13 protein-coding genes and 3 tRNA genes are annotated in these 18,607 nt (G+C 64.1%); 6 read left to right on the top strand and 10 right to left on the bottom strand.

Going from position 1 to position 18,607, the window contains the following annotated elements; translation table 11 throughout:
* Positions 1–93 precede the first annotated feature (93 nt).
* The 9 genes from OTERR_RS06055 to OTERR_RS06015 form a co-directional block, all read right to left on the bottom strand.
* Positions 94–2,004: a SurA N-terminal domain-containing protein gene (locus tag OTERR_RS06055; protein WP_149425147.1), complete on the bottom strand. Its 1,911-nt coding sequence runs from the start codon at positions 2,002–2,004 to the stop codon at positions 94–96.
* A gap of 166 nt (positions 2,005–2,170) precedes the next feature.
* Positions 2,171–2,247 (bottom strand) — tRNA-Asp (locus tag OTERR_RS06050).
* A gap of 19 nt (positions 2,248–2,266) precedes the next feature.
* A tRNA-Val gene (locus OTERR_RS06045) sits at positions 2,267–2,342 on the bottom strand.
* A 24-nt stretch (positions 2,343–2,366) separates the two neighbouring features.
* Positions 2,367–2,639, bottom strand: coding sequence for an HU family DNA-binding protein (locus OTERR_RS06040; protein WP_054622498.1), 273 nt, complete (start codon positions 2,637–2,639; stop codon positions 2,367–2,369).
* Positions 2,640–2,854: 215 nt separating this feature from the next.
* Positions 2,855–5,263: an endopeptidase La gene (lon, locus tag OTERR_RS06035; RefSeq protein ID WP_149425146.1), complete on the bottom strand. Its 2,409-nt coding sequence runs from the start codon at positions 5,261–5,263 to the stop codon at positions 2,855–2,857.
* A 156-nt stretch (positions 5,264–5,419) separates the two neighbouring features.
* The gene (gene clpX / locus OTERR_RS06030; RefSeq protein WP_054622496.1) at positions 5,420–6,685 is read right to left on the bottom strand and encodes an ATP-dependent Clp protease ATP-binding subunit ClpX; all 1,266 of its coding nucleotides are present in this window, start codon (positions 6,683–6,685) and stop codon (positions 5,420–5,422) included.
* A gap of 101 nt (positions 6,686–6,786) precedes the next feature.
* On the bottom strand, positions 6,787–7,413 hold the full coding sequence (clpP, locus tag OTERR_RS06025) for an ATP-dependent Clp endopeptidase proteolytic subunit ClpP (protein WP_054622495.1): 627 nt from the start codon (positions 7,411–7,413) through the stop codon (positions 6,787–6,789).
* 120 nt (positions 7,414–7,533) lie between these two features.
* Positions 7,534–8,835: a trigger factor gene (gene tig, locus OTERR_RS06020; protein ID WP_054622494.1), complete on the bottom strand. Its 1,302-nt coding sequence runs from the start codon at positions 8,833–8,835 to the stop codon at positions 7,534–7,536.
* A gap of 85 nt (positions 8,836–8,920) precedes the next feature.
* Positions 8,921–9,005 (bottom strand) — tRNA-Leu (locus tag OTERR_RS06015).
* Positions 9,006–9,149: 144 nt separating this feature from the next.
* On the opposite strand from OTERR_RS06015, the gene hpnC reads away from it, so the two are divergent.
* The 3 genes from hpnC to hpnE are packed head-to-tail and all read left to right on the top strand — an operon-like array spanning position 9,150 to position 12,191.
* Positions 9,150–9,989: a squalene synthase HpnC gene (gene hpnC / locus OTERR_RS06010; RefSeq protein WP_149425145.1), complete on the top strand. Its 840-nt coding sequence runs from the start codon at positions 9,150–9,152 to the stop codon at positions 9,987–9,989.
* Positions 9,986–10,819 (top strand): presqualene diphosphate synthase HpnD, encoded by an 834-nt coding sequence (hpnD, locus tag OTERR_RS06005; protein ID WP_149425144.1) that lies wholly within the window; start codon positions 9,986–9,988, stop codon positions 10,817–10,819. Before hpnC ends, hpnD begins: the two co-directional genes overlap by 4 nt.
* A 46-nt stretch (positions 10,820–10,865) precedes the next feature.
* Positions 10,866–12,191, top strand: a complete 1,326-nt coding sequence (hpnE, locus tag OTERR_RS06000; RefSeq protein ID WP_149425143.1) for a hydroxysqualene dehydroxylase HpnE — start codon at positions 10,866–10,868, stop codon at positions 12,189–12,191.
* Between the two features lie 46 nt (positions 12,192–12,237).
* On the opposite strand, the gene OTERR_RS05995 is transcribed toward hpnE, so the two are convergent.
* A complete protein-coding gene (locus OTERR_RS05995) occupies positions 12,238–12,663 on the bottom strand; it encodes a hypothetical protein (RefSeq protein ID WP_149425142.1) in 426 nt (141 codons plus the stop codon).
* Positions 12,664–13,479: 816 nt separating this feature from the next.
* Between OTERR_RS05995 and OTERR_RS05990 the strand changes: the two genes are divergently transcribed.
* From OTERR_RS05990 to OTERR_RS05980, 3 genes are all read left to right on the top strand, one after another.
* Entirely contained in the window at positions 13,480–16,377 is a 2,898-nt protein-coding gene (locus OTERR_RS05990; RefSeq protein WP_149425141.1) for an adenosylcobalamin-dependent ribonucleoside-diphosphate reductase, read from the top strand.
* Between the two features lie 303 nt (positions 16,378–16,680).
* Positions 16,681–17,238, top strand: a complete 558-nt coding sequence (locus tag OTERR_RS05985) for a DUF2939 domain-containing protein (RefSeq protein WP_187775319.1) — start codon at positions 16,681–16,683, stop codon at positions 17,236–17,238.
* 288 nt (positions 17,239–17,526) lie between these two features.
* Positions 17,527–18,528, top strand: coding sequence for an MBL fold metallo-hydrolase (locus tag OTERR_RS05980; protein WP_149425140.1), 1,002 nt, complete (start codon positions 17,527–17,529; stop codon positions 18,526–18,528).
* Positions 18,529–18,607 lie beyond the last annotated feature (79 nt).

Raw genomic sequence — 18,607 nt, 5'->3', positions numbered from 1 at the left:
TACAGCCAGAGATCGGCGCCGGGCAGACCAAAGCAAACGGGCCGTGGAATACTCCCCGGCCCGTTCGGCTTTGCTCCGTAAAACAAGCAGTGTTTAGCGTTCCTTGTTCTCGAGAGCCGCCTTGTGGATTTCGACGCCATACTTCTTGCGCAGTGCCGCCAGGTAGGCGGCCGTATCCTGCTGGGCCGCGAACTGGGCGTACTGTTCCTGCAAGCGTGCAACCTGGGTATCGTCGACCTTTTCCGGCCGTTCCACCTTGGTGATCTTGAACAGGCCATAGCCGTTGCCCGGCAGTTCCACGCCTACGTAGGCCGGCAGCTTCTTCACGTCGGCCTTGAACAGGGCGACCAGGGCCTCCCGCGGCAGTTGGCTCGGGCTCATGCGCGAAACCCCCTTGGCCGGGCTCCAGGCCAGCTTGTCCTCGCCGGATTGCAGCTTAGCCAGCTGCGACTCGCCTTCGGCCTTCACCAGCTTCAGGACCTCCTGGCGAGTCAGTTGCTCGATGATGGCAGCCTTGACCTCGTCGAAGGGATGCTGGCTGGCCGGCTTGTGCTCCAGCACCCGGGCGGCAACCAGGGTATTGGGGGCCACTTCCACCGCCGCCGTATTGCGCTTGTTCTTGAGTGCATCGTCAGCAAACAACGCGTCGAGGACCTTGGGGTTGGCAGCGCTCGCGGCCTGGGCGGCATCCGCAGGCGCGGCATTCCGGGTCAGCCAGGCGCTGGTCTGGATCGTCAGCTTGAACTTGTCGGCGGCCGGCTTGAGGCTGTCGGACTGTTCATAGACCAGGTTGCTGAAGTTCTCCGCGGCTTCGGCGTACTTGCGAGCCGCCGCCTGGGCCTTCAGCTCGGCTTCGATCTCACCCTTGACCGCCTCGAACGGTTTCACCTTACCCGGTTTGATGCCGGTCAGCTTGATGATGTGGTAGCCGTAATCGGTTTGCACCACGCCAGAGGTCTCGCCTTCCTTGAGGGAGAAAACCGTGTCGGCGAAGGGCTTGACCATGGCGCCCCTGACGAAGAACCCCAGGTCGCCGCCGTTGGCCGCAGAACCTGGATCCTGGGATTCTTTCTTGGCGATCTCGGCAAACTTGGCCGGGTTGGCCTTGAGTTCGGCCAGCAGCGCCTCGGCCTTGGCCTTCGCCTTGGCTTTGTCGGCCGCCGGCGCGGCGGCTTCGGCCATGATCAGGATATGGCTGGCACGACGCTCTTCGGCCTGCTGGTAGCGATCCTGGTGGCTGTCGTACCAGGCCTTCACTTCGGCGTCGCCGACAGCGGACTGGGCCTTCAGGGCATCGGCGGACAACACCACGTATTCGGCCTTGACCTGCTCGGGCACCTGGAACTGGGCGCCATTGGCGTCGTAGTACTTGCGCGCTGCGGCCTCGTCCACCTTGGCCTTGGCCACGAACTGGCTCGGATTGAGCAAGTAGGCCGCCACTTCGCGATTTTCCATCTGGATGCGCAATACCTGGGCTGCCTGAGCCTTGGCGACCAGACCGGTGTCGGCCACGGCGCCAACGACCTGCTGGAGGGTCAGATCCTGGCGCAGCTGGGCTTCAAACCCCTGGATCGTCAATCCCTGGGCCTTGAGCGCCTGCTCGTACTTGGCCTGGGAAAACTGACCATCTTCCTGCAGGGCCGGAATCCGGGTAATGACCTGAGCCAACTGGGCATCGCTGGCGTAGAGCCGCCCCTTGGCCGCTTCGAGCAACAGGACGCGCTGATCCACCAAGCCGTTCACCACATTGAGGCGAGCCTCGGGGGTATCGAACATCTTGGCGTCGAAATTGGCGCCGAGGGCACCGCGCAGCCGCTCCTGTTGCTCGCGGTAGGCACGCTGGAATTCCTGGGCCGAGATAGTGGTCTTGCCCACCTTGGCAACGTCGCCGTCCCCGCCCGCATTGCGAACATAGGACTCGACTCCGAAAAAGGCGAACGGAAGGGCGATCAGGGCGAGAAAGACCTGAACGATGCGCTTGTTGTTGCGGACAGCATCAAACATGTTTCACGGCTCCGGACGGAGAGTGCAGGGCGGCAGGAGAGCGACGGCCGACGTTGCCGACGAAGGGTCAGGCAAGCGGTCAATTCCGCCAAAATCGGGGAAAACGGCATACCAACCGAAAAAACCAATAAAAAAGGCGAACTTTCGTTCGCCTTTTTTAGGTATCTGGCGGAGCGGACGGGACTCGAACCCGCGACCCCCGGCGTGACAGGCCGGTATTCTAACCAACTGAACTACCGCTCCAGGCCTCGATCCCGATGAATGGTGGGTGCTGACGGGGTCGAACCGCCGACATTCGCCTTGTAAGGGCGACGCTCTACCAACTGAGCTAAGCACCCATTAACCGGGAAAGGCTAAGTCGATTAGTTTACCGCATCCTTCAGGGCTTTGCCAGCGCGGAACTTAGGGACTTTTGCCGCCTTGATCTTGATTGCGGCGCCGGTACGCGGATTTCTGCCACTTCGCGCCGCCCGCTTGCCTACGTAGAAAGTGCCAAACCCCACCAGCGTCACCATTCCCCCTTTTTTGAGGCTGGTTTTGATGGATGCCACTGTGGCATCCAGCGCACGACCAGCGGCAGCTTTGGAAATCTCGGCTGACTTGGCGATTTGTTCGATCAGTTCGGATTTGTTCACGTAAGCCCCCTACATAGTTGATTGACGGGTACCTGCACGCGTTTTATAGCCTGGCCAAAATCCTTATGTCAAGCGGATTCCCGGCCGTTTGCCAAGAATCGGCGGTAGTAGTTATCGCTCGCCAATTCATTGACACAAAAGGCTTTTAAAACGCAAACCGCCGTCTGCCCGGACAGGCGCAGACGGCGATTTGCGAACTAGGATGCTTCCAGGGCTCAGTGCTTCATAACGCCACTGGCCTGGGGCTCCGCCGCGGCCGGCACCGCGGCAGCGGCTTCGGCTTCCGGCAGCGCTTCGGGCAGGCGCTCAAGGGCACGTTCCAACACCTGATCGATCCATTTCACCGGCACGATCTCAAGCTTGTTCTTGATCGTGTCCGGCATATCCACCAAGTCCTTGGCGTTCTCCTCGGGGATCAGCGCGACCTTGAGGCCGCCGCGCACTGCAGCAAGCAACTTTTCCTTAAGACCACCGATGGCCAAGACTTCGCCACGCAGGGTTATCTCGCCAGTCATAGCCACTTCGCAACGGACCGGGATGCCGGTCAGCGCGGACACCAGAGCCGTGGTCATGGCGATACCTGCAGAGGGGCCATCCTTGGGCGTGGCACCTTCGGGTACGTGGATGTGGATATCCTTCTTCTCGAACACCTCGTCCTTGATACCCAGACGCTGGGCCCGGGCGCGCACCACGGAACGGGCCGCTTCCACCGACTCCTTCATCACGTCGCCCAGGGAACCGGTGCGCTGGATGACGCCCTTGCCCGGCACCACGGCGCATTCGATGGTGAGCAGTTCGCCGCCGACCTCGGTCCAGGCCAGGCCGGTGACTTGGCCCACCTGGTTTTCCTTCTCGGCAACACCGAAGGTATAGCGATGCACCCCCAGGTACTTGTCCAGGTTCTTGGCGGTGACCTGTACCTTGCCGTCCTTCTTCTTCAGCACCAGGGCCTTCACCACCTTGCGGCAGATCTTGGAGATTTCCCGCTCCAGGCTACGCACACCGGCTTCCCGGGTGTAGTAGCGGATGATGTCGCGGATGGCGGACTCAGCCACCGTCAATTCGGTGGGCTTCACGCCGTTGTTCTTCATCTGCTTGGGCAGCAGGTACTTGATGGCGATGTTGACCTTCTCATCCTCGGTGTAACCGGAGAGGCGGATGATCTCCATGCGATCGAGCAGGGGCGCCGGAATGTTCAGGCTGTTGGCAGTAGCCACGAACATCACGTCGGACAGGTCGAAGTCCACCTCCACGTAATGATCCTGGAAGGTGTGGTTCTGCTCCGGGTCGAGCACTTCCAGCAAGGCGGAAGAAGGATCGCCACGGAAGTCCTGGCCCATCTTGTCCACCTCGTCGAGGAGGAAGAAGGGGTTGCGCACACCGACCTTGGTCATGCTCTGCAGAATCTTGCCGGGCATGGAACCAATGTAGGTGCGGCGGTGGCCGCGGATCTCAGCCTCGTCACGCACGCCACCCAGGGCCATGCGCACGAACTTGCGGTTGGTGGCCTTGGCGATGGACTGGCCCAGGGAGGTTTTACCCACCCCGGGAGGACCGACCAGGCAGAGGATCGGCGCCTTGAGCTTCTCGACGCGCTGCTGCACGGCAAGATACTCAAGGATGCGTTCCTTGACCTTCTCCAGGCCATAATGGTCGGCGTTCAGCGTGGTTTCGGCGGCGGCCAGATCCTTGCTGATACGGGTCTTCTTCTTCCAGGGCAGACCCGTCAGGGTTTCGATGTAGTTGCGCACCACCGTAGCTTCGGCGGACATGGGCGACATCAGCTTGAGCTTCTTCAGCTCGGACATGGCCTTTTCCGTTCCCTCCTTGCTCATACCGGCGGCCTTGATCTTCTTTTCCATCTCTTCGAGATCGGCGCCATCCTCACCTTCGCCGAGCTCCTTCTGGATGGCCTTGACCTGCTCGTTCAGGTAGTACTCGCGCTGGCTCTTCTCCATCTGCCGCTTGACCCGGCCACGGATGCGCTTTTCCACCTGGAGGATGTCGATCTCGGTCTCGAGTTGGGCAAGCAGCTTCTCGATGCGCTCGCGTACATCGAAGCGCTCCAGCACGTCCTGCTTCTGCTCCAGCTTGAGAGGCAGATGGGCAGCGATGGTGTCGGCCAAGCGGCCGGCCTCTTCAATCCCGGCAATCGACGTGAGGATTTCCGGCGGGATCTTTTTGTTCAGTTTGACGTACTGGTCGAACTGAGCGATCACCGCACGACGCATCGCCTCGATTTCATGATCCCCCTCTTCTTCGGGAGAAATGGGCGAAGCCACGGCGATGAAGAGGGATTGCTGCACGTCCACCGACACCACCCGGGCGCGCTGGCCACCCTCGACCAGCACCTTGACAGTGCCGTCGGGCAGCTTGAGCATCTGCAGGATGTTGGCGATGCAGCCGATGGGATAGAGATCTTCCGGGTTGGGGTCGTCCTTGGCGGCAGATTTCTGGGCCACCAGGAGGATGCTCTTGCCCGCTTCCATGGCGGCTTCCAAGGCCTTGATGGACTTGGGCCGGCCGACGAACAGCGGAATCACCATGTGGGGGAACACCACCACGTCCCGCAAGGGGAGGAGTGGCAGTTCCACGGTCTCGGTCGGGGGGGTCAATTCAGACATGGCGTAGCCTTGCGTTAGGGTTTGCCTCCAACATGGGGGCAACCGGGAATTTTTTCAAGTACGAAACTGAGACAGCCGCCCAGACGACAACGGGGAACCCCTGGGTTCCCCGTTGCGTGCGGCCGAATCGCCGTAATTGGCGCAGATCGGTCAGGCTTAGTTGGAACCGGACACCTTGGGTTGATCAGCGTAGATCAACAATGGTTTGGCGTCACCCGTAATCGAATTTTCGTCGATCACCACCTTGGTGACATTCTCCATCCCGGGCAGCTCGTACATGGTGTCGAGCAGCACACCTTCAAGGATCGAGCGCAGGCCTCGGGCACCGGTCTTGCGCTCCAGGGCCTTGCGGGCAATCGCCTGCAAGGCGCCGGGACGCACTTCCAACTCGACGCCTTCCATACCGAACAGCTTCTGGTACTGCTTGATCAGGGCGTTTTTCGGCTCGACCAGGATTTCCACCAGGGCGGCCTCTTCCAGCTCGGCCAGGGTGGCCACCACCGGCAGGCGGCCGATCAGCTCGGGAATCAGGCCGAACTTGATCAGGTCTTCCGGCTCGACCCGGCGCAGGGTCTCGGTAACGTTCTTGGTGTCGCGGCTCTTCACCTCAGCGCCAAAACCGATCCCCCCCTTTTCCGAGCGGTTACGGATCACCTTGTCCAGACCGTCGAAGGCGCCGCCGCAGACGAACAGGATATTGGTGGTGTCGACCTGGACGAAGTCCTGGTTGGGATGCTTGCGCCCACCTTGGGGCGGCACGCTGGCCACGGTACCTTCGATCAGCTTCAGCAGGGCCTGCTGCACGCCCTCTCCGGACACGTCGCGGGTGATCGACGGGTTATCGGACTTGCGCGAAATTTTGTCGATTTCGTCGATATAGACGATGCCCTGCTGCGCCTTTTCGACTTCGTAGTCGCACTTCTGCAGCAGCTTCTGGATGATGTTTTCCACATCCTCGCCGACATAACCGGCTTCCGTCAGGGTCGTGGCATCGGCCATGACGAAGGGCACGTTGAGCAACCGGGCCAGAGTCTGGGCGAGCAGGGTCTTGCCGGAGCCGGTGGGGCCGATCAACAGGATGTTGCTCTTGGCCAGCTCAACCTCATCGGTCTTGCCCTGGTGGCGCAGACGCTTGTAATGGTTGTACACCGCCACCGACAGGATACGCTTGGCATGTTCCTGGCCGATCACATACTGGTCCAGAATGGAGCAGATTTCCTTGGGAGTGGGCAACTCGCCCCGACCACCCTTGGCGCCCTGTTCCGCGCCGATCTCATCGCGGATGATGTCGTTGCAGAGCTCGATACACTCGTCGCAAATGAACACCGACGGTCCGGCGATGAGTTTCTTGACCTCGTGCTGGCTCTTGCCGCAGAAGGAGCAATAAAGCAGTTTTTCGCTGCTGTTCTTCTTCTCGGACATGTGGCGCTTACCCCTGATGAAGGCGGGTTGTACTACCGGTGAGCGAAAAACCGCTCACCCCCACCGATTATTGGATACAAAAGGCAGCCGTTTCGACCGCATCAAGCCACGTCGGCCCGGCTCGACAGAACTTTGTCGATCAGGCCGTATTCTGCCGCCTCCTGGGCAGAAAGGAAATTATCCCGGTCCGTGTCCCGCTCCACCCGCTCGAAGGGCTGGCCGGTATGGCTGGCCAACAAGGTGTTGAGGCGGTCTTTGATCGACAGGATTTCCTTGGCGTGGATGGCGATATCCGACGCCTGGCCCTGGAAGCCACCCAAAGGCTGGTGAATCATCACCCGGGAGTTGGGCAGGGCGAAACGCTTACCCTTGGCGCCGGCGGCCAGCAGGAAGGCGCCCATGGAGGCCGCCTGGCCGATGCACAGGGTGGACACGTCGGCCTTGAGGAACTGCATGGTGTCGTAGATCGACATCCCTGCCGTGACCGAGCCGCCCGGGGAATTGATATAGAGGGAGATGTCCTTTTCCGGGTTTTCCGCTTCCAGGAACAGGAGCTGGGCCACCACCAGGTTGGCAGTGACGTCGTTGACCGGGCCGACCAGGAACACCACCCGCTCCCGCAACAGGCGGGAGTAGATGTCGTAGGCCCGTTCACCGCGGCCGCTCTGCTCGATCACCATCGGAACCAGGCCCAGGGCCTGGGGATTCCAGCTGCTTTCGAATTCCATCAGGGTCTCCAAGCTGGCCGGGCGCCCCAAACTGGGGCGCCCGGCCAGCGAATTAGCTTCGAAACATCAGGTCAGCGACCGCGCCGACATTGGCCGGCGGCGATGGCGAGAGGAAAATCCTCAGGCCTTGGCGCCCATCAGTTCGTCGAAGGAAACGGCCTTGTCAGCCGCCTTGGCCTTGGCCAGCACCCACTGGACCACGTTGTCTTCCAGGGTGATGGCTTCAACTTCAGCCAGATTGCGCGGATTGCTGAAATACCAGCGTACCACTTCCTCCGGATTTTCGTAGCTCTGGGCAGCCTCTTCGACCTTGGCCTTGACCTGCTCCATCTTGGCTTCCAGGCCTTCGGTCTTGACCAGTTCGGCCAGGATCAGACCCAGGGTGACGCGGCGCTTGGCCTGTTCGGCGAACCACTCGGGCTGCACCGGCATCTGGTCGGCCTTGATACCACGGGACTCCATGTCGGCGCGGGCTGCCTGCATCAGGCGCTGCACTTCCATTTCGACCAGGGCGTTGGGCACGTCGATGGCGTTGGTTTCCACCAGGGCATCCATCACCTGATCCTTGATCCGGGCTTCGATGCGCTTCTTCACTTCGCGCTTGAGGTTGGTTTCCACCTCGGCGCGCATCTTTTCCACATCGCCATCGGCGATGCCCATCATCTTGGCGAATTCGCCGTCGACTTCCGGCAGCACCGGCTCTTGCACCTGCTTCACGGTGATTTCGAACTGAACGGTCTGGCCGGCCAGGTCCTTGGCGAAGTAGTCAGCCGGGAAGGTCAGGTCGAAGGTCTTGGACTCGCCGACCTTGCAGCCTTCCACCGCGGTTTCGAAATCGCCGAGCATCATGCCCTGGCCGAGCACGAAGGGGTAATCGCTGGCCTGACCGCCGTCGAAGGGTACGCCGTCCTTCTTGCCGAGGAAGTCGATGACCACCCGGTCGTCCTTCTGGGCGCCGCGCTCGGCATTCTTGTAATGCACGCGCTGCTTGCGCAGGATTTCCAGGGTCTGATCGACCTCGGCAGCAGTCACTTCCAGAACCGGACGCTCGATTTCCTTGCCGGACAGATCGGCGATCTTGAATTCGGGATACACCTCGAACACCGCGGTGAACGCCATCAGGGCTTCATCGGCGGAATCCTTCGGCTCGATACGGGGATAGCCGGCAACGCGCAGGTTCTGGGCGGCCACGGCTTCACCGAAGGCGCGGTCCAGCGCTTCGGTCAGGGCTTCGTGGCGAGCCTGATGGCCGTGCTGCTGCTTGACCATGTTGAACGGCACCTTGCCGGGACGGAAACCGGCCATCTTGACGGTACGACCCAGCTTCTTAAGCCGCGCATCCGCGTCCTTGTCCAGGTCGGCCACATTGATGGTCAGATCGAGACGACGCTCCAGGGCGTTGGCGACTTGGGTGTTTTCCATGAAATGTCCTTGGTGCAGTAATCCGAAAAAATGAACCGGAATTCCGGGGAAAACACAGATAACCCTCGGAAAACCCTAAATATTCTGGTGCGGGCGAAAGGACTCGAACCTTCACACCTTGCGGCGCTGGAACCTAAATCCAGTGCGTCTACCAATTCCGCCACGCCCGCACATGCGTGAGCCAAAGCCTGCCATTTTAACCGAGCGGCCCCTATACTGTCAGCCGCCTGCAACAACACCTATAAAAACCCCGCCCGGGCCACCCTCCGCCCGGCTTGCCGCGGCCGCTCCCCGGCCAACGTTGGCGCCCCTCCATGCCGGTCGATCATTACGAAAACTTCCCCGTCGCTTCGCTGCTGGTGCCCCGCCGCCTGCGCCAACCCATTGAAGCCATCTACCGCTTCGCCCGCTACGCCGACGACGTGGCCGACGAGGGCGACGCGCCGGCCGCCCCACGCCTGGCCGAGCTGCAACGCCTCGATGCAACCCTGACGCAAATGGCGCAGTGCGGGCCGCCGCCCGACGATCTGGAACCGATCTTCACTCCCCTGGCGGCGGCGGTGGCGGCCCACCACCTACCCCTCCAGCCCTTCCGCGACCTGCTCTCGGCCTTCGCCCAGGACGTGGTGACGCCCCGCTACGCCGACTACGCCAGCCTGCTCGACTATTGCCGCCGCTCGGCCAACCCGGTGGGTCGGCTGGTGCTGCACCTGTTCGGCCGCACCGAGCCCGCACACCTGGCCCAGTCCGACGCCATCTGCACCGCCCTACAACTGACCAACTTCTGGCAGGACGTGGGCATCGACTGGCAGAAGAACCGCTACGGTGAGACCACCGGCCGCATCTACCTGCCCCAGGAAGACATGGCACGCTTTAGCGTCACCGAGGCCGACCTGGCCCGGGGCGTGGCCGACGAACGTTTTCGCGCCCTGCTCGCCTTCGAAGTCGAGCGCACTCGGGCCCTGTTCGATGCCGGCCGCCCGCTGCTCGGCGCCCTTTCCGGCCGACTCAAGTGGGAAATCGCCCTGACGTTGGCCGGAGGCGAGCGCATTCTCGATAAAATCCAGGCCAATTCCTACGACGTGTTCGCCCGCCGCCCCACCCTGGGGGCCGGCGACTGGTTCCGCCTTCTTGCTTCCGCCCTGCTGCGATGAATCCCCACGACTACTGCCGCGATAAAACCGCCAAGAGCGGCTCGTCCTTCTATTACAGCTTTCTCTTCCTGCCCCAGGAAAAGCGTCAGGCGATCATGGCCCTGTACGCCTTCTGCCGCGAGGTGGACGACGTGGTGGACGAGTGCCACGACAGCGCCCTGGCCGCCACCAAGCTCGCCTGGTGGCGCCGCGAGGTGGCCGCCCTCTACGCCGGCCAGCCGAGCCACCCGGTAACCCAGGCCCTGAAGGACGTGCTGCCGCGCTTCAACCTGCCCCAGGAGCAGTTGCTGGAGATCATCGACGGCATGGAGATGGACCTGACCCAGACCCGCTACCTGGACTTCAAGGGCCTCTCTCTTTATTGCTACCGGGTCGCCAGCGTGGTCGGCCTGCTCGCCGCCGAAATTTTCGGCAGCACCGACCACCGCACCCAAAAGTACGCCCACGACCTGGGCATGGCCTTCCAGCTCACCAACATCATCCGCGACGTGGGCGAGGATGCCCGTCGCGGCCGCATCTACCTGCCCATCGACGAGTTGCAGCGCTTCAACGTGCCGGCCAAGGACATCCTGGAATCGCGCCAGAGCGACAACTTCCAGGCCCTGATGCGCTTCCAGATCGAGCGCGCCCGCCAGTACTACGCCCAGGCCCTGGCCCACCTGCCGGCGGCCGACCGCAAGGCTCAGCGCCCCGGGCTGATGATGGCCGAGATCTACCAGACCCTGCTCACCGAGATCGAGCGGGACGGCTGCCGGGTACTCACCCATCGCACCTCCCTGCCCCCCACCCGCAAGCTGTGGCTGGTCTTCAAGGTCTGGCTGCGCAGCTGAGGCCGGTCGTGGTCCGCCCCCTTTTCCCCCACCCTTCGCGTTACGCATGACCGTCGCCGTCATCGGTGCCGGCTGGGCCGGTCTGGCCTGCGCCATCGACCTGGCCGCCGCCGGGGAGCGCCCCCTGGTGCTCGAATCGGCCCGCCAGCCGGGCGGCCGGGCCCGGGGGGTGGAATTGAATGGCCAGACGCTGGATAACGGCCAGCACCTGTTGATCGGCGCCTACACCGACACCCTGGACCTAATGCGCCGGATCGGCGTTGATCCTAAAACCGTGCTGCGCCGCCACCGGCTGTTCGTCGCATCGCCGGAATTGCGCCTTGCCCTGCCCGCCCTGCCCCCGCCCCTGGACGTGGCCGCCGGGCTACTCCTGGCCCGCGGCGCCGGCTGGGGCGAAAAATTCCGCGCCGTGCGCGCCATGAAAACCCTGGAAGCCGCCGGCTGGAGCGCCCCGCCGCAGCAAACCGTGGCCGGCTGGCTCGCCGCCACCGGGCTGGCCGGCAGCGTGCTGGCCCGGCGCCTCTATGCCCCTCTGTGCCTGGCCGCCCTCAACACCCCCCTGGAAGCCGCGTCCATGGCTGTGTTCGCCCGGGTGCTGGGCGATTCCCTGGGGGCCGGGGCCAACGCCCCTGGCGCCACCGACTACCTGGTGGCCGCCACCGACCTCTCCACCCTGTTCCCCGCCCCCGCCGCGACCTGGGTCGCCACCCACGGCGGCGAGGTGCGCACCTCGGCCCGGGTGCGCGCCATCGCCCGGCAGGGACAGGGTTGGCAGATCCGCCTGGACGACGCCGCCATCACGGCGGATCAGGTAGTGCTGGCGGTCGCCCCCCAGCATGCGGCCGCCCTGCTGCCCGACCTGCCGGCCGCCCAGGAAATCCGCCAACAGCTGGCCACCTACCGCTACGAACCGATCGCCACGGTGTACCTGGGCCTGCCAGCCGACACGGGGTTGAGCCGACCCATCGTGCAAATCGACGGCCCCAGCGCCGACGATGCCCCGGTCTGGGTGTTCGACCGGGCGCCCCTGGGCAACCCCGGGGTGCTCGCCTGCGTCATCTCCGCCAGCGGCCCCTGGCAGACGTTGTCCGAAGCGGAACTGGCGCAGCGCCTCCTTGAAAAGGCGCGCCCCTTCTTGATCTCCAAGGGGGTACCGTCAAACTCCGCGCCAATACTGGCTTGGCAGAGACGGATCGTGGAAACCCGCGCCACCTTTGCCGCTACGGCCGGTCTGCCCCGGCCGGAACGGATCACCCTGGCCCCCGGTCTGCACCTGGCCGGCGACTGGACCTGGGCGCCCTGGCCCGCCACCCTGGAAGGGGCGGTACGTTCCGGACGCCGGGCTGCCCGAGCGGTGCTGGCCAACCACTAGCCCCGCCCTCTCTCCCGCCTTCGGGCAGCGCAGCCCGATACGGGTCCTAGCGGGATGGCCGGAGTAAACGCGGCGCCAGGCGCAAATAGAAATCCACCGGAGCAGCGCTGATCAGCGCCACGCCCTGCGCATCAACGATGCTCGCTTCAAGCCGGTAACGCTGATTGAGGCTCACCGTGTCGCCGAATGCCTCGGGTGGCAGCACGAAATCTTCCTGGGTATAACGCCCCGGCAACGGCTGGCCGTTCAGGCGTATCGCCATGGCGTGGCCCAGATCCAGGCGCAACGGCGGCTCGATGCGCACTCGTACCATGAACGCAGCGGTGTTGGCCGAGGCGCTGCCGGCATTCTCCGGATAGACGATGGCAAAACTGCTGTAGCGAAATGGGCGCGCTTGCTCCCGCGCGGCGTCAGGAATGGCGTCCAGAGATGACGGTGGCGCCGGCGGCCGGGACTTGGCCGGAGCGGCCATGGTGTTATCCGCCGGGACGGCGGCCGGTCGTCCGCCCGGCAGTGGCGCATCGGAAAAGACCGGCCCATCGGGTCCGCGCTTCTCGTACAAAACCTGGCTGGATACATTGCCCGCCGTCAGCGACAGGGCAATCGCGACGACCAGCCCCGCCCGCCTCGCCCCGCTCCACGTAGTCGATCGCCTCTGCATTACTCCTCCGTTGCCGGACCCGCACCGTCCCTCACGATAACGCGTTAGGCGAATCGCTGGGCCGGTATCACCAGCGCAACGCTCTTGATCGCCCCCCCCCACCTGGCAGCCATGGAGGCAGCAACCGGGCAGACGCTCCGGGAATAGGGAAGCCGCCGGGCGATGCAAGGAACGCTTGGCCCCTGAATGGGTCCATAGGGACCGTCCCCAGCGTTACACCCCGTGCTCCTCCCATGGCCTTCCCCGCTGCCCGCCCGGTTCACCACCTCGACGATCGGCCGGTCCGGGTCGCCGTTCCCCGCCCCCCACGCCGAAAATTTTCGCTGCCGCCCTTCCGTCGGCGACTGGCGGTTAGGTCATCGGTATTTTTTCATGCGGATCGCCGCGACCAATGACGGGCGCGTTGGCCGCATTTTGCCGCCCGATCAAGGATAAAAGCCCGTCATTGCAAGGCATCAAATAGGCTTTGCGCCCTGACCCAGAAAATCCTATATTTAGTCAAGACGTTGTCCCCAACCACTACATGTAGTAGATTTTGCCCCGAATCGGACCCTAGCCGGGTCCATGCTTTTTGGATTTATTCAAGCTGCACCACCCCCCAAATTCCCTCTGGAGACAGGCCGAATCATGAGCAAGGTTGCCGAACAGCTGTCGCTTACCGCCATCCCCGACGCCCCCGAAGTGGGTCCCCTGCCCGAGCAGGAAATTTCCGTCGAGGTACTGATCGAAAAATACGCCAAGGGCAAGGAAATCAGTGTCCATGACGTGCGTCGCCGGGTGGCCCGGGCGCTGGCGGCTGTCGAAACCGAAAAAGAGCGGGCCAAGTGGGAAGAGAAATTCCTCTGGGCCCAGGAAAACGGCTTCGTCCCCGCCGGCCGCATCAACTCCGCCGCCGGTACCGATCTGCAGGCCACTCTGATCAACTGCTTCGTCCAACCCGTGGGCGACTCCATCGTCGAGATCGTCGATGGCAAGCCCGGCATCTACACCGCCCTGGCCCAGGCCGCCGAGACCATGCGCCGCGGCGGCGGGGTCGGCTACGACTTCTCCTCGATCCGCCCCCAGGGCGCCCACGTCAAGGGCACCCAGTCCCGCGCCTCCGGCCCGGTCTCCTACATGCGCGTGTTCGACCGCTCCTGCGAGACCGTCGAGTCCGCCGGCGCCCGCCGCGGCGCCCAGATGGGCGTGCTGCGTTGCGACCATCCGGACATCGAGGAATTCATCCACGCCAAGGACCACGGCGACCTGACCAATTTCAACATCTCGGTGGGCGTCACCGACGTGTTCATGAAGGCGGTGGAAGAAGACAAGGACGTGGAGCTGACCCACCGCGCCGAGCCCAACGCCGACATGAAGCGCTCCGGCGCCTTCCAGCGCGAAGACGGCCTGTGGGTGTACCGCAAGGTGCGCGCCCGCGACCTGTGGGACCAGGTGATGAAATCCACCTACGACCACGCCGAACCGGGCATCCTGTTCCTCGACCGCATCAACCGGGACAACAACCTCAATTACTGCGAAGTGATCGAGGCCACCAACCCCTGCGCCGAACAGCCCCTGCCCCCCTATGGTTGCTGCTGCCTGGGTTCGATCAACCTGACCCTGTTCGTGCGCCATCCCTTCTCCGAGCAGGCCGAGTTCGATTTCGACGCCTTCGCCGAAGTGGTCAAGGTGTCCACCCGCATGCTCGACAACGTGCTCGACGTGACCCACTGGCCCCTGGAGCGCCAGCACGAAGAAGCCATGAACAAGCGCCGCATCGGCCTCGGCTTCACCGGCCTGGGCGACACCCTGGCCATGCTGCGCCTGCGCTACGACCGCCCGGAAGCTCGCGCCATGGCCTCGCGCATCTCCGAATTCATGCGCGACACCGCCTACCTGACCTCGGTGGACATGGCCCAGGAGCGTGGCGCCTTCCCCCTGTTCAACTCCGAGCTGTACCTGTCCGGCGGCAACTTCGCCTCGCGTCTGCCCAACGACATCAAGGCGGCCATCCGCAAGCACGGCCTGCGCAACTCGCACCTGCTGTCGATCGCCCCCACCGGCACCATTTCCCTGGCCTTCGCCGACAACGCCTCGAACGGGATCGAACCGCCCTTCTCCTGGACCTACAACCGCAAGAAGCGCATGCCCGACGGCACCCTCAAGGAATACGCCGTCGAGGACTACGCCTGGCGTCTGTACAAGCACCTGGGCGGCAACGTCGAGAAGCTGCCCGAGTACTTCGTCACCGCCCTGGAGCTGTCCGCCCAGGCGCACAAGGACATGGTCGCCGCCGTCGCCCCCTACATCGACACCGCCATCTCCAAGACGGTGAACGTGCCGGCCGACTACCCCTACACCGAATTCCAGGACCTCTATATGGAAGCCTGGAAGTCCGGCCTGAAGGGCCTGGCCACCTACCGGCCCAACAGCGTGCTCGGCTCGGTGCTGTCGGTGGAGTCCACCCCGTCGGCCGCCCCGGTCGGTTCTGAAGAAAAGTCCAACCCCCAGGACTTCGTCTCCGACGCCAACCGCCGCCTGGAAATCAAGTCCCTGCCCGCTCCGGTGCTGTCCAGCCTACAGTGGCCGGGCCGCCCGAACATCCCGGAAGGCAATCTGGCCTGGACCTACATGCTCGAGTCGCCCCTGGGCAAGTTCGCCCTGTTCATCGGCCACGTCGAGCAGGAAGGCAAGGCCTGGCCCTTCGAGGTGTGGGTGAATGGTCCGGCCCAACCCCGCGGCCTGGGCGCCGTGGCCAAGACCCTGTCCATGGACATGCGCGCCAACGACCGGGCCTGGCTGCAACTCAAGCTCGACACCCTGGCCAAGACGCCCTCCGGTGAATCCTTCGACATGCCCTTCCCGCCCCACGGCGAGCTGAAGCGCATGCCCTCGGTGGTGTCCGCCATGGCCCAGCTGATGCGCCACCGCGTCGAGCAGCTCGGCTGGCTCAACCAGGAAGGCCCCTCCCCGGTGCTGGACGCCATGTTCAGCCTGAAGGAACCCAAGACCGGCACCGACGGCACCCTGTCCTGGACCGTGGATGTCTTCAACCCGGCCACCGGCGAGGACTTCGTCCTGGGCCTGAAGGAAATCACCCTGCCCGACGGCGTCACCCGTCCCTACTCCATGTGGCTGTCGGGTAACTACCCGCGCTCCCTGGACGGTCTGTGCAAGATGCTGTCCCTGGACATGCGCGTCCTCGACCCGGCCTGGATCGGCATGAAGCTGCGCAAGCTGCTCGACTATCCGGAGCCCCTGGGCGACTTCATGGCCTTCGTGCCCGGCTCGCGCAAGCAGCAGACCTACCCGTCCACCGTCGCCTACCTGGCCCAGCTGGTGATCCACCGCTACGCCATGCTCGGCATCCTGGACGAGAACGGCCTGCCGCTGCAGCAGATGGGCATTCTCGAAAACGCCGAGGGCGGCACCGCGCCCAAGACCATGCAAGGCAAGCTGTGCGGCGATTGCGGCAACTACACCATGATCCGCAAGGACGGCTGCGACTTCTGCACCGCCTGCGGCGCCGTGGGGACCTGCGGCTAACCCGGTTGATTCTCCCTGGCCCACCGCGGTGGGCCCCGAAAGGCGTGTGTCGATCGCTCGACACACGCCTTTTTCATTGTTTTGATTGCCGAGCGAGACATCGGCACCGCAAGCCTGACGGGGAAACATTTCGAGGTGGGAGTGCGCCCTCCGCTCGCAATGCCAAAAACATAACCATGCGATAATTCAACGTCATTATCGCGGCACCCACCTCCCGCCCCGGGCCGGCCATGCACCGGCGCCCCGGGAAGGGCTGCCATCGACCGACGTACCTTTCCTCACCAAGACGAACCGATGATCTTCATGCGCAAAGGCCTCATTGCCCTCGCCGCCGTCGCCTTCGGCGGCTGGTACTACGCCACCCCCTACATCTCCCTGGCCGCCATGAAAGCCGCGGCCAAGGCCAAGGACAGCCAGGCCCTGTCCGCCTACGTCGACTACCCGGCCCTGCGCGAAAACCTGAAAGACGCGCTGCGCCCGAAAGCCATGGAAATGATGGCCCGGGAATCCGCCCACAATCCGATGGCCGGGACCTTCGGTGCCATGGTGGCCAACACCATGATCAATGCGACCATCGACACGTTCGTCACCCCCGAAGGGCTGGCGACCCTGGTCAGGGGGGATGCGGTCATCCCCACCACGTCCCAGGGCAAACCAACGATGCCCACCGATGTGCCGCCGCCTTCTCCGGCCACCCCCTCGGATGAGCAGAAAACCACGATCAGCACCGGCTATGCCGGCTGGAATCACTTCGAGATGACCGCCACGGACCGCTACGATCCCACCCGTCGCACCACCCTGATCCTGGCCCGGCAAGGCTTCGCCAGCTGGAAGCTGGTCGGGATGAAGCTGCCCCTGTAGACGCGACGGACGGGCCGCCCCGGGTTACGACCGCCCCCGGCCCGGATCGGCCCATTCTCTTTGCACGCCCCCGTGTGCCGGCAGCGTGACTCCGTCCGCCACCCTGCCAAACCCAGCGCCAATAAAGGCTCTCCGGGCACATGCCTTGAAACGCCGCGCCAGTCGTGGCTTTCCGGCCATCCGATCATCATGGCGTCCGCAATCCCGGTGGGATGTGCCAAACTATTCGGTCGCACCGCCGCCACAAGCGGCTGTTTTGTTGCAACGTCGTTCCTGCGAGGACATTTCATGACCCCACGCCAGCCACTGTTCTTCCACCGTGCCCAGCGCCTGCTGCGCGCCGCCGCCCTGTGCCTGACCGCCGCCGCCCTTGCTGCGCCCCTGGCCACCCCGGCCCATGCCGAGGCACCCCAGGTCAAGACCCAGGTGCCCGGCTACTACCGCTACCAGCACGGCGCCTTCGAAGTCACCGCCCTCTACGACGGCTTCATCGACCTGGACCCGGCCCTACTCAAGAACACCAGCCAGACCGAAATCCAGCGCCTGCTCGCCCGGGAATTCCTCTCTGCGCCGAAGATGCAGACCGCGGTCAACGCCTACCTGGTCAACACCGGCAGCAAGCTGGTGCTGGTGGATGCCGGCGCCGCCAAACTGTTCGGCCCGACCTTGGGCTACATCGTCGATAACCTGCGGGCCGCCGGCTACACCCCGGCCCAGGTGGACGTGGTGCTGCTCACCCACCTGCACGGCGACCACGCCAATGGCCTGGTCGGCCCCGACGGCAAGGCCGTGTTCCCCAACGCCGAGGTACGCGTCGCCCAGGAAGAAAGCGATTTCTGGCTGAGCCAGGGCAACGCCGACAAGGCGCCGGAGGACTTCAAGGGCTTCTTCAAGATGGCCCGGGACGCCGCCGCCCCCTACCAGGCTGCCGGCAAATGGAAGCCCTTTAGCGGCGAAACCGAGCTGCTGCCCGGCGTGCGCGCCGTGGCCGCCCGGGGCCACACCCCCGGTCACGGCGGCTACCTGTTCACCTCCAACGGCGAGAAGTTGCTGATCTGGGGCGACCTGGTGCACAACGCCGCGGTGCAGTTCGCCCGCCCGGCGGTGGCCATCGAGTTCGATAGCGACAAGACCCAGGCCGTGCGCACCCGGCAGAAGATCTTCGCCTATGCCGCCAAGGAAAAGCTGCTGGTGGCCGGCATGCACCTGCCCTTCCCCGGCATCGGCCACGTTCGCCAGGACGGCAAGCGCTACAGCTGGGTCCCGGTGGAATTCGGCCCGCTGCGCTGAGTCCCATCCCGACACGTCCGCCCCGACCAGGCTCCCGCGCGGATGCCGGGCCGGGGCGGCGCCGTTTACGACCCTCCGG

It is taken from the genome of Oryzomicrobium terrae, assembly GCF_008274805.1.
GTDB lineage: Bacteria > Pseudomonadota > Gammaproteobacteria > Burkholderiales > Rhodocyclaceae > Oryzomicrobium > Oryzomicrobium terrae.
Note: the sequence above shows the minus strand (reverse complement) of the source record. Positions and strands in the feature narration are given on the sequence as shown.